This window comes from Haliea salexigens DSM 19537 (assembly GCF_000423125.1).
GTDB lineage: Bacteria > Pseudomonadota > Gammaproteobacteria > Pseudomonadales > Halieaceae > Haliea > Haliea salexigens.
The window spans coordinates 170,631-181,888 of sequence record NZ_AUHJ01000004.1 but is presented as its reverse complement, the minus strand read 5'-3'; the positions used below and the strand labels follow the sequence as shown (position 1 = coordinate 181,888).

The 11,258-nt window shown below is 60.6% G+C and carries 8 protein-coding genes, 1 tRNA gene and 1 pseudogene; 7 read left to right on the top strand and 3 right to left on the bottom strand.

All coding sequences use genetic code 11. The features are described 5' to 3' along the window. Nucleotides 1–50: 50 nt before the first annotated feature. Together G533_RS23890 and G533_RS23885 are read left to right on the top strand one after the other, a co-directional pair. Entirely contained in the window at nt 51–449 is a 399-nt protein-coding gene (locus G533_RS23890; protein ID WP_144079811.1) for a hypothetical protein, read from the top strand. A gap of 187 nt (nt 450–636) precedes the next feature. After that, nucleotides 637–930, top strand: a pseudogene (locus G533_RS23885) (YajD family HNH nuclease); the annotation flags it as partial. 298 nt (nt 931–1,228) lie between these two features. On the opposite strand, the gene G533_RS0106450 reads toward G533_RS23885, so the two are convergent. The 3 genes from G533_RS0106450 to G533_RS0106440 all read right to left on the bottom strand — a co-directional run bounded on the left by G533_RS0106450 (nt 1,229) and on the right by G533_RS0106440 (nt 4,246). After that, nucleotides 1,229–1,304 (bottom strand) — tRNA-Thr (locus G533_RS0106450). 60 nt (nt 1,305–1,364) lie between these two features. Then, entirely contained in the window at nt 1,365–2,738 is a 1,374-nt protein-coding gene (locus G533_RS0106445) for a wax ester/triacylglycerol synthase family O-acyltransferase (protein WP_027949256.1), read from the bottom strand. Nucleotides 2,739–2,746: 8 nt separating this feature from the next. Continuing rightward, entirely contained in the window at nt 2,747–4,246 is a 1,500-nt protein-coding gene (locus tag G533_RS0106440) for a carboxypeptidase M32 (RefSeq protein ID WP_027949255.1), read from the bottom strand. A 95-nt stretch (nt 4,247–4,341) separates the two neighbouring features. Here G533_RS0106440 and G533_RS0106435 point away from each other — a divergent pair, with 95 nt between their 5' ends. The 5 genes from G533_RS0106435 to G533_RS0106415 are packed head-to-tail and all read left to right on the top strand — an operon-like array spanning nt 4,342 to nt 11,244. Next, nucleotides 4,342–6,147 carry a long-chain-acyl-CoA synthetase gene (locus G533_RS0106435; RefSeq protein ID WP_027949254.1) on the top strand — a complete coding sequence of 602 codons (1,806 nt, stop codon included), beginning with the start codon at nt 4,342–4,344 and terminating at the stop codon, nt 6,145–6,147. Between the two features lie 36 nt (nt 6,148–6,183). After that, complete coding sequence (locus G533_RS0106430; RefSeq protein WP_035526914.1) at nt 6,184–7,827, top strand: peptide ABC transporter substrate-binding protein; 1,644 nt, start codon at nt 6,184–6,186, stop codon at nt 7,825–7,827. Between the two features lie 3 nt (nt 7,828–7,830). Continuing rightward, a complete protein-coding gene (locus tag G533_RS0106425) occupies nt 7,831–8,763 on the top strand; it encodes an ABC transporter permease (protein WP_027949252.1) in 933 nt (310 codons plus the stop codon). Beyond that, on the top strand, nt 8,764–9,651 hold the full coding sequence (locus G533_RS0106420) for an ABC transporter permease (RefSeq protein WP_027949251.1): 888 nt from the start codon (nt 8,764–8,766) through the stop codon (nt 9,649–9,651). It begins immediately after the preceding gene. 6 nt (nt 9,652–9,657) lie between these two features. Beyond that, nucleotides 9,658–11,244, top strand: a complete 1,587-nt coding sequence (locus G533_RS0106415; protein WP_027949250.1) for an ABC transporter ATP-binding protein — start codon at nt 9,658–9,660, stop codon at nt 11,242–11,244. The last annotated feature ends 14 nt before the right edge of the window (nt 11,245–11,258 follow it).

Genomic DNA, 11,258 nt, shown 5'->3' with positions numbered 1-11,258 from the left:
ACCCCGCTCAAAAAATGAGCAGAGTAGTCGATTCAGTGGGTCAGTTTTGGATGGAAATTACCCCCTTAGGTGGGTCAATTTTGGGCGGCATTCAACACGTTTCATCAGCCAAATTACAATTGGCGGATATATATGCGCCGGACCTCGATTTACCGCGGATGCATCGGCATGCTGCCGCTTGGAGCAACTCAGTTGGCGTTGCCTGTTTGATCTTTGAGATTTGCTGGGGCAAAAGTCCGCATACTGATGGGCGAGGGCAGCTGGGTAAAGTCTGGATTCAGCCCAGCGATTTTCCGTCCTGCAGCAAGACCCTGGACGCCAATTATGCGCAGATTTTTGCCGGAATGGCCTGGTTGTATCAGTATTATGCCAATGCGCAGTCCGATGAGGATCGTGGGCGCTACGAGTCGGCTGAGGACGACGCGCGAGCTACCAGGCGTAGGTTTTGAGCTGATCCCAACCCGATTAATCCCTATGATTGACGGAAGGGCGCTCGATATGGCGCCCTTTAACGCATGATTGTCCGCGATTATATGATTCGGTCAGAGCTGCAACGTCATGAGTGAGCAAATGCCTCCATCAAAGAGCTTCAAGCAAGTGCGTGCCGAGCAGCTTGAGTAAAATGCCAGGCGGGAGTCCGGGTATCGTGAGCTCGCCCTGAAGATATCCCCGTGGGTCTGTGGTCGCTGTGCGCGAGAGTTTGATCGGAGGAACCTGTCAGAGCTAACCGTCCACCATGTCGATCACAACCACGACAATAATCCCGGCGATGGCAGCAACTGGGAGTTGCTGTGTATCTACTGCCACGAAGAAGAATACAGTAAGTTTGAGAGCTTTGTGCGCTATGGCAGCACCGAGGCCACTCGAGCAAAACCAGCAACTCATAATCCCTTCGCCAATCTGAAGGCGAAAATGGAGGGCAAGAATTGACGGCGGGATAAATCGATCCCGCCATTGTGGAGGGAAACGACTCCACGTGCTTGGGTAATAGTCTGGTGCTGACTAGACGCCCGTGCCGTCCATTGCGATAGCGCCCCCTCACGGCTACCAGACCCTTGATCAGCCAATAGCACTCGGGAATGACCCCCAAAAAACTTCGATTGGCTGAGCGCAGGGGAAGGGCAGGGACGCAGATACTGTTAGTGCTGTAGTACCGTTTTCGCTTAGTGGGGACTAATATAGGGATATGGACTAGAGCAAACCTAACTCGTTGATTCTATTGAGCTAGTGGTGCCGGAGATAGGAGTCGAACCTACGACCTTCGCATTACGAATGCGCTGCTCTACCAACTGAGCTACACCGGCACGGCGGCGCGATTATAGCAAAAGGGGCGCGGGCGGCAGCAAGTGTTTTCTCACGTGTGCTTATTTCCCAGCCATCTGACGCCGCAGCGCATGGTAGCTGGCGAGCATATGCTTGGGCAGCGCTTCGATATCCGCCTGGCGTTCCGGGCAGCTCGCTATGCCAACACACAGCTTGCCCGCATGGCTGACCACGGTGATATTCAGGCCCATCCCGTGGGTGATGATCGACAGTGGGTACAGCGCGTCCAGGTGCGCGCCGTTCAGGTACAGCGGAGTTTTGGCGCCCGGGACATTGGAGAAAATGGCGTTAATGGCCGGCCTTACGCGCTCGGCGTTCCCGGTCACGGTGAGCAGCACCGCAGGCAGCATGAGCAGTGCATAGAAATCCTCGGCGGCGGTAACCGAAATCGCTGCCATTTCCCGTTTGGCGGTACGCGTTGTGCGGATAACCCGCTGCAACCGTGTGTAGTCGTCGGCTTCAGTGGTGAAGAACGGGCTGAGGATATAGCTCAGCCGGTTGCCTTCTCCTTCCCCTGTGGATTTGAGCGATACCGGCATACCCACAATCAGTGAATGTTTTGGCAGAGCCTTCTGTGCCTCGAGGTAGCGCCGCAATGCGCCGCCGCAGATGGCCAGTAACACATCGTTGATGGTGCCCCCGCTCTGGTGCGCTATGCGTCGTACGGTGCGCAGTGGGAGGTCGCAGATGGTGAGGCTGCGGCGCGCTTCCAGCTCGGTGTTGAATACGCTGCGTGGCGCGGTAAAGGGCAGGCGCATGGCCTCGGTATTGCCCGTAAGTACATCCTTGCCCATATGCATCAATAGCCGGGAGAGTTGTGGCAGGGCGCGGTACTGTCGCCAGGTGCTGCTGGCTACCCGGCCCAGTTGCTCAAACAGGCTGTGATGGCTGTGCTGACGGCGCCTGTCGCGGCGCACGCGACGAAAATCGATGTGGGCCGCAGGGTCGGTACTGAACAGGCTCTGGATCATACGCATGGCGCCGATACCGTCGACCAGGGCATGGTGCGTTTTACAGTACAGCGCAAACCGCCCGCCGGGCAGTCCCTCGATGATGTGCAGTTCCCACAAGGGCCGATTGCGGTCCAAGGGGCGTTCGTGGACGCGAGTGACCAACTGCAGCAGGTCCTGCATGCGGCCGGGTTGGGGCAGCGCGTAGTGCAGTACATGGTTTTCCGGCCGGTAATGAGTGGCCTCTACCCACGCGGCCGCGGAGGGGTCCTCTGGCTGCGATAGCTGGCGGTTGAACGCGGGCAGGATTTCATTCAGCCGGCCACAGTCCCTGGCGAGCTGGCGCAGAAATGTGCGGGAGGCGCCCTCCGGCGGGCTCAGCAGCATCAGGGCCGCAACGTGGAAAGGACAGCGGGGTGTTTCGATGCGCAGAAAGCCCGCGTCCTGGGCGCTCAATCGATCCATGGTCGCATTCAACTCTTGCCGAGGTAGCGCGCCTCCAGGTGTGCGCGGAAATAAGATGATTGCAGCGGCGCGCCGGTCGCCTGCTGCATCAACGCGTTGTAGTCGAGAAACTTGCCCTGGCTGTGAACGTGCTCACGCAGCCAGCCCAGCAAGGCGCAGAAGTTGCCCTCCGCCAGTTGCGCCGGCATTTCTGGCAATGCCTGCCTTGCCGCCGCGAATAGCTGCGCGGCGCTCATGGCACCCAGGGTATAAGTGGGAAAGTAGCCGAACAGACCAGCGGGCCAGTGTACGTCCTGCAGGCAGCCATCGCGGTAGTTGCCTGCTGTAGATAGCCCGAGGTATGACTGCATGCGCGCATCCCAGGCCTCCGGTATGCCGGCGACCTCCAGCTCACCTTCGATCAGCTGGCGTTCGATTTCGTAACGCAGGATGACGTGCAGGGGGTAGCTGACTTCATCGGCGTCCACGCGAATGTAACCGCGCTTCACGTGGGTGAACAGGCGGTAGAGGTTGTCTTCCTGCCACGCGGCGGCGCGCGGCTGAGCTGCCGCAAAACTGCCCTGCAGATGAGGTGTCAGGTAGTGCAGAAATTCCGGGCTGCGACAGGCCTGCATTTCCATCAGCAGGGATTGGCTTTCGTGTACAGCCGTGCTGAGCGCCTGCCCGACCGGTTGTGACTGCCACTCGGCGGGCAGGCCCTGTTCGTACAGTGCGTGCCCGGTTTCGTGAATGACGCCCATCAACGCCTGGGTAAAGCCCTCGGTATTGTAGCGGGTGGTGATGCGCACATCGCTGGGGACACCGCCACAGAACGGATGGTGGCTGACATCAAGGCGTCCGTGTTCAAAGTCGAAGCCCAGCGTGCGCATCATGGCCAGTCCCAGCGCCCGCTGCGCCTCAATGGTGAAGGGGCCTTCGGGAAGCTGCGCCGGCTGCTGTTGCTGCCGTTCGATGGTGGCGTCCAGCAGGCCGGGTAGAAACGCTTTCAATTCGGCGAATAGCGGGTCCAGTTGAGCGCAGGTCATCCCCGGCTCGTAGCTGTCCAGAAGGCTGTCATAGAGTGACATGCCGTTCACCGCTGCGCGCGCGGCGGCCTCTTCCCGCGCCAGCGCGACCACATCCTCCAGCAGTGGAGCCATTGCCTGCCAGTTATTTTCGGCACGGTGCACGCGCCAGGCCTGTTCGCAGCGGCTGTTTGCCAGTGTGCGACGTTCGACCAGACTCTCAGGCAAACAGGTGGCATCGCGGTAGTTGCGCTGCATTTCGCGCAGGTTGGCTGCTTGCCAGGGCTCCAGCGTCGCACTGTCCGCGGCGGCCAGCCATTCGCCAATGCGGGGATCGGTCAGCATCTGGTGGGTTACCCCGTCCAGTGTTGCCAGCGCCTGGCCGCGCGCATCGCCGCCCCCGGCTGGCATCATGGCGGCTTCGTCCCATTGCGCCACTGCGCCAACATGGTACAGATCATTGAGGCGGGCAAAGTGCTGATGTAATTTCTCGTAAGGTGTCATTGCTGTGTGCTCGCGAGCCCGGCGGGGGCGGTTTTGGTTTCAATTTTCACGGTTCAAGGTATCATACTGCCTGCAACACAGCGTGGAGCCAAGCAGTGATAAAAAAAGACGTCTTTACCACTCTCGCCGAACTTCCCAAACTGATCAAGGTGAAGAAATTGCTGCGGCCGCGCCCCGGCGACACGCGCGATTGCCTGGGTGCCCGTGTGGCGACGAATGCGGCGCGTATACCCCGGCGCTCAGCCTTTGTCTGTGAAGGGCAGACGATGGACTGGCAGCACTTCAACGCCGCAGCGAACCGTTATGCCGCGGTGTTTCGCGCCCAGGGCCTGAAACGCGGCGATGCGGTGAGCGTGCTGATGGAAAACCGCATCGACTTCATGGTGGTGGTGATAGCGCTCAACAAACTGGGCGTGATTGCATCCCTCATCAACACCAGCCTCACAGGGCGTCCGCTGACGCACTGTGCCGAGATTACCGGCGCCCGCAAGTTCCTGTTTGGCGAGGAGTGTATGGACGCGGTCGCCGATGTGCGCAGTGCCCTGCCGTTGGCCGATGGAGACTACCTTTTTGTGCCCGATTGCGGCGAGCGCACGACGCCGGACTGGGCGCTGAACATGGCGGACGCTGCGGCGCTGACGACTGCGGACAATCCCCCCGAAACCGCCGACATCACCATAGAAGATGTCGCGTTCTACATTTTTACCTCGGGCACCACCGGCCTGCCGAAAGCTGCGGTGCTGTCCAATCGGCGTTACCTGCTTACCGCGAGCGTGGTGCAGGTGGGCGGCCTGCAGTTGACCGAGGATGACCGGCTGTATTTGTGTTTGCCACTGTTTCACGGCACGGGGCTGATGGTCGGCGCGGGGGCAGCGTTTCTCGCCGGCGCCAGCATGTTCATCCGGCGCCGGTTTTCCGCCAGCCAGTTCCTGCCGGAAGTGCGTGAGCACCGCACCACGGCCTTCGTCTACATTGGTGAGCTGTGCCGCTACCTGTTGCATGTGCCGGCGCAGGCTGACGATGCGAACAATCCACTGCGCGCTGTGGTCGGCAATGGCTTGCGCCCGGACATTTGGCACGATTTCAAGCAGCGATTCGGCATTGAACGGGTTGCGGAGTTCTACGGCTCCAGTGAAGGCAATGTCGGCTTTTTCAACCTGTTGAACAAGGACTGCACGGTAGGCTCCTCCGCGCTGCCTACGGCGCTGATCAAATACGACGTGGACCGGGATGAAGTCGTACGTGATGCTGCCGGGCGCTGCCAGCCGGTGGCGCCCGGTGAGCCGGGCCTGCTGTTGGGGAGAATCACGCCGAATACCAAATTCGAGGGCTACACCAGCGCCGAAGCCACTGAAAAGAAGATTTTGCGCGACGTGCTGCAGTCGGGCGATGCCTGGTTCAACACGGGCGACCTGATGCGCACGGTTGATGTGGGGTTTGCGCTTGGCCTGCCGCACTATCAGTTCGTGGACCGCATCGGCGATACCTTTCGCTGGAAAGGGGAAAATGTGTCTACCAACGAGGTGGGCGAGATACTTAACCTGCACCCGCAGATTGCGCTCAGCAATGTGTACGGTGTGGAGGTGCCTGGCACGGATGGCCGCGCCGGTATGGCGTCGCTGCGCCTGGAGGAAGGCGTGTCGAGTCTCGACCTGGACACTTTCTCGACGCACGTACAAGCGGAGCTTCCGCATTTCGCCCGCCCCTTGTTCCTGCGTATACAAAGCGAGATGGACACCACCGGTACTTTTAAACTGCTCAAGGGCGACTTGCGCAAGCAGGGCTACGACCCGGCGCAGGTCAACGATGTGCTGTGCGTACTGAAGCCGGGCGCGACCCGCTACGAACCACTTGACGCCGATTTCCACGCCCGGATTGTGCAGGGCACAGCCGGTTACTGATGGTGTTACCCCGGCAAACAGGCTATGTTCGCGCTCATGCATAGAATCGTCCGTGTTGTGAGTCTTGCGCTGGTGGCTGCCTTCCTCGGCGGCTGCAGCGCGGGTGAGTCCAATGTTGCCCAGGGCAACCGCGAGGGTATTCTGCATTTTGGCAATGGTTCCGAGCCCCAGGGGCTGGACCCGCATGTGGTGACCGGCGTACCGGAAAGCAAGATCATTGACGCCCTGTTTGAGGGGCTCACGCGCAAAAATCCCTGGACCCTGGAGCCGGAGCCCGGTGCGGCCGCGAGCTGGGAGTTCAGCGAGGACCGCCGCGTCATTACGTTCCATATGCAGCCGGAAGGCCGTTGGTCCAACGGCGACCCGGTCACCGCACACGACTTCGTCTGGTCCTGGCGGCGCGCTCTGGACCCGGCGATGGGCAACCTGTACGCCTACATGCTCTATCCGGTGGAAAACGCGGAAGCCTACGCCACGGGCAAGATTGATGACCCGGCACTGGTCGGTGTGCGCGCGCTGGATGACATGACGCTTGAAGTGACGCTGAATGCGCCGACGCCGTACTTTCTGCAACTCATGGACCACTATTCCAGCTACGCCGTGCACCGCGAAACCATTGAGCGGTTTGGCAAGGCCACAGACCGTTTTACGCGTTGGACCCGCGTTGGCAATATCGTGACCAATGGTCCGTTTCAGTTGCAGAACTGGCAGCTGAACCGGCGTATTGTGGTGGAGAGGAACCCCCATTACTGGGACAACGACGCCGTACGCCTGAACGGCATCGTGTTCTACCCGACCGAAAACATTGTCAGCGAGGAACGCATGTTCCGCGTTCATCAACTGCACTACACGAACGATGTGCCGCTGAACAAGATTCCCGCGTACCGCAAAATGGCCGATACACCGTTTGTCGAGGCGCCTTACCTGGGTACCTATTTTTACCTGCTGAATACTGAGCGCCCGCCGCTGGACGATGTGCGCGTACGCAAAGCCTTGTCATTGGCGGTGGATCGCGAGGCGCTGACGCGTAATGTGCTTTACGGCAGTAATAACCCGGCCTACGCAATCACGCCGCCGGGTACATTGGGTTACCAGCCACCACAGCTGTTTGCTTTTGACCCAGAGGAAGCGCGGCGCCTGCTTGCCGAGGCCGGGTACCCCGGGGGTGACGGCTGGCCCGGGCTGGAGCTGATCTACAACACCAGCGAAAGCCACCGCAAGATCGCCGTGGCGCTGCAGCAAATGTGGAAGGATGCGTTGAATATCACCGTCACGCTGTCCAACCAGGAATGGAAAGTGTACCTGGATTCGGTCTCCCAGATGAATTTCCAGGTGGCGCGACGTGGTTGGATCGGCGACTACGTGGATCCGAACAACTTCCTCGACCTCTACATCACCGACGGCGGCAACAACAACACCGGCTTTTCAGACCCGGTATACGATGAGCTGATATTGCAGCGTGCGCCGCGCGCGGCAACCCAGGAGGCGCGCTTCGCGCTGTTTCATGAAGCGGAAACGCGCCTCATGGAGCAGATGCCGATCCTGCCCATTTACACCTATGCCAGCAAACATCTCGTGCACCCATCCGTGAAGGGCTTACCGCCCAACCTTATGGACTTCGTCAATGTGAAATACATTCACCTTGAAGATGTGCCACTGACTGAATTCGAGCTGGAGTAGCCTATGTGGCGTTTTATTGCCGGGCGTTTGTTGCAGGCCATTCCGGTTATTCTCGCGGTCATCACTGTCACCTTTTTCCTGGTGAGGGTGGCACCCGGCGGCCCTTTTGATAGCGAAAAAGCGGTGATTCCCGAGGTCAAGGCTGCGCTGGAAGCCCAGTACCGGCTAGACCTTCCCCTGGGGCAACAGTATTTCGCCTACCTGCAAGACCTGGCCCGGGGTGAGCTCGGTCCCTCGTTCAAATACCCCGGCCGCAGTGTGAATGAACTCATTGCCGCGGGTCTGCCGGCGACGGCGGAGCTGGGCGCGTATGCCCTGCTGGTAGCGGTCGTGCTGGGCGGGCTGGCGGGTGTTGTGGCGTCGCTCAAGCCCAATAGCGCGCAGGACTACATTCCCATGTCGGTGGCGATGATCGGCATTTGCATGCCCACCTTTCTGCTCGGCCCGTTGCTGGTGCTGTTGTTCGGCATTCACCTGGAGTGGCTGCCGGTGGCGGGGTGGGGCGATATTCCCGGCGACAAAATACTGCCCAGCCTTACGCTCGGCGCCGCTTATGCGGCGTACATCGCGCGCTTGAGCCGGGCCGGCATGCTGGAAGTGATGTCGCAGGACTATATCCGCACGGCACGCGCCAAGGGCTTGCCGGAATGGCAGGTGGTAACGCGCCACGCACTGCGCGGCGGCCTGATCCCCGTGGTGGCTTTCCTCGGCCCCGCGTTCGCGGGCTTGCTGGCGGGCTCGTTTGTGGTGGAAACCATTTTCCAGATTCCGGGCCTGGGGCGCTTCTATGTGCAGGCCGCCTTTAACCGCGACTACACCATGATTCTCGGCACCACAGTCTTTCTGTCGACCCTGATCGTGCTGTTCAACCTGCTCTCCGACATTCTCGCCGCGTGGTTGAATCCGCGCCTGCGCGCACAGTATGGGGAGGCGTGAATGACCTCTGCGAACCTCACTGACGTGGTACAGGCAGAGCAGGGCACTTCCCTGTGGAAGGATGCCTGGCGCCGTTTGCGCAAGAACCGTCTGGCTCTGTTCGGGCTCGCTGTGCTCAGCGTGTTTATTGTGGTTGCCCTGCTGACGCCGTGGATTGCACCCTATGCCTACGATGCCCAGAACCTCGACCTCGGGGCTTCACCGCCTTCAGCAGCGCATTGGTTAGGCACGGATATCTTCGGACGTGACCTGTTGACCCAGATACTCTACGGCGGGCGTATCTCCCTGGCGGTGGGTTTTGTCGCGACTGCGGTGGCGTTGGTGATCGGCGTGACCTGGGGCGCCGTTGCCGGCTACGTGGGCGGCCGCGTGGACGCGGTGATGATGCGACTGGTAGATATCCTCTACGCATTACCCTTCATGATCTTCATCGTGTTGTTGATGGTGGTGTTCGGGCGCAATCTGCTGCTGCTGTTCCTGGCCATCGGTGCGGTCGAATGGCTGACTATGGCGCGCATCATGCGCGGCCAGGTGCAGTCCCTGCGCCAACAGGAGTTTGTTGAGGCCGCGGTTTCGCTGGGTTTGTCACCGGCAACCATCGTCCGCCGTCATCTGGTGCCCAACGCATTGGGGCCGATCATTGTCTATACCACCCTGACCATTCCCAGCGTCATGCTGCTGGAGGCGTTCCTGAGTTTTCTCGGCCTCGGCGTACAGCCGCCGGCCACGTCCTGGGGCCTGCTGATCTCCTACGGCGCTGAAACCATGGAAGAGTATCCGTGGCTGCTGATTTTCCCGGGTGCGGCGCTCACCCTGACCCTGTTTGCATTGAACTTTCTTGGCGACGGCCTGCGCGATGCGCTGGACGTGCGCGGCTCTGGAGACTGATAGCCCATGCCTCTGCTCAGTGTCCGCGACCTGCAGGTCGACTTCACCACCCGCAACGGGCGCATCACGGCGGTAAACGGCATCGGCTTTGATGTTGAGCCTGGCCAGATCACCGCGATTATCGGTGAGTCAGGGTCTGGCAAGTCCGTTGCCTGCTACAGCCTGCTGGGGTTACTCCCCACGCCGCCTGCCAGTATCGAGCGTGGCAGTGCCGTGTTTGACGGGCGCGACCTGTTACAGATGAGCGAGCGCGAGTTGCGCGAGATCCGCGGCCGCGACATCGCCATGATCTTCCAGGACCCGATGACCTGCCTCAACCCCTACATGACGGTGGGCAACCAGCTGGTGGAGCCGCTTATCTATCACCGCAAGGTGACCCGGGCGCAGGCCAGGGAACGCGCGCTGGAACTGCTGGCAGAAGTGGGTTTACGCGATCCGCAGGCGACGATCGACCAGTACCCGCACCAGTTTTCCGGCGGCATGCGCCAGCGGGTGATGATCGCGATGGCGTTGATCAACGAGCCCCGGCTGCTGATCGCCGACGAGCCCACCACGGCACTGGATGTCACTATTCAGGCGCAGATACTCGAACTCATTGCCGAGCTGCAGCGCAAGCGCAACATCGGCGTGATATTCATCAGCCACGATCTGTCCGTGGTTGCCGACATTGCCGATGAAATCGTGGTGATGGAAAAGGGACATGTGGTGGAGCGGGGTGATCGCCAGGCGATTTTCCAGGCCGCTGAGCACCCTTACACACAGAAACTGCTGGCAGCGATACCTGCAGGCAGCAAGCCCCCGGCAGACGCCGCGCGGGAGGACCTGATCCAGGTGCGCAACCTGTGTACCTGGTTTTCCCAGGGGCGTGGCGCCGAGCCGTTGCGTGCAGTGGACGATGTCAGCTTCACCGTGCAACGAGGCGAAGTGTTGGGCCTGGTGGGTGAATCGGGCAGTGGCAAGTCGACCATAGGCCGTTCGCTGTTGCGCCTGGTACCGGTGACCAGTGGCGAGGTGCTCTTTGATGGCACCGATGTCACCGGCCTTGCCGGCGCCGGCTTGAAACAGATGCGGCGCCGCATGCAGATGATTTTCCAGGACCCCTACGCCTCGCTGAACCCGCGCATGTCCGTGTACGACACCCTGGCCGAGCCCTTGCTACTGCACGGTATTGCCACGCGCAAAACGGTCGAGCAGGGCGTGCTGCAGCTTATGGATGACGTGGGCCTGGCGCGTGCGTTCGTGCGCAAGTACCCGCATGAGTTCTCCGGCGGCCAGCGCCAGCGCATTGCCATCGGCCGCGCGCTGGCAACGCGTCCGGAGTTCGTGGTGGCGGATGAACCGGTGTCGGCGCTGGATGTCACCATCCAGGCTCAGATTCTCGAGCTGATGCTGGAACTGGGGCGTGAATACGGCCTGACCATGCTGTTTGTCTCGCACGATCTGGCGGTTGTGCGACATATCGCCGACCGCATACTGGTGTTGTACAAAGGGCGTGTAGTGGAGCAGGGCACCGGTGATGCGCTGTTCAACGCGCCAAAGGAAGACTACACACGACAACTGCTGCAGGCGATTCCCGGGCGTGGCCTGCTTTGATTCGACCCGGTATG

Coding starts and splice junctions, on each gene's coding strand:
- G533_RS23890 (WP_144079811.1), top strand. CDS start 51: ATGGAAATTACCCCCTTAGGTGGGTCAATTTTGGGCGGCATTCAACAC.
- G533_RS0106445 (WP_027949256.1), bottom strand. CDS start 2,738: ATGGATCGATTGAGCGCCCAGGACGCGGGCTTTCTGCGCATCGAAACA.
- G533_RS0106440 (WP_027949255.1), bottom strand. CDS start 4,246: ATGACACCTTACGAGAAATTACATCAGCACTTTGCCCGCCTCAATGAT.
- G533_RS0106430 (WP_035526914.1), top strand. CDS start 6,184: ATGCATAGAATCGTCCGTGTTGTGAGTCTTGCGCTGGTGGCTGCCTTC.
- G533_RS0106425 (WP_027949252.1), top strand. CDS start 7,831: ATGTGGCGTTTTATTGCCGGGCGTTTGTTGCAGGCCATTCCGGTTATT.
- G533_RS0106420 (WP_027949251.1), top strand. CDS start 8,764: ATGACCTCTGCGAACCTCACTGACGTGGTACAGGCAGAGCAGGGCACT.
- G533_RS0106415 (WP_027949250.1), top strand. CDS start 9,658: ATGCCTCTGCTCAGTGTCCGCGACCTGCAGGTCGACTTCACCACCCGC.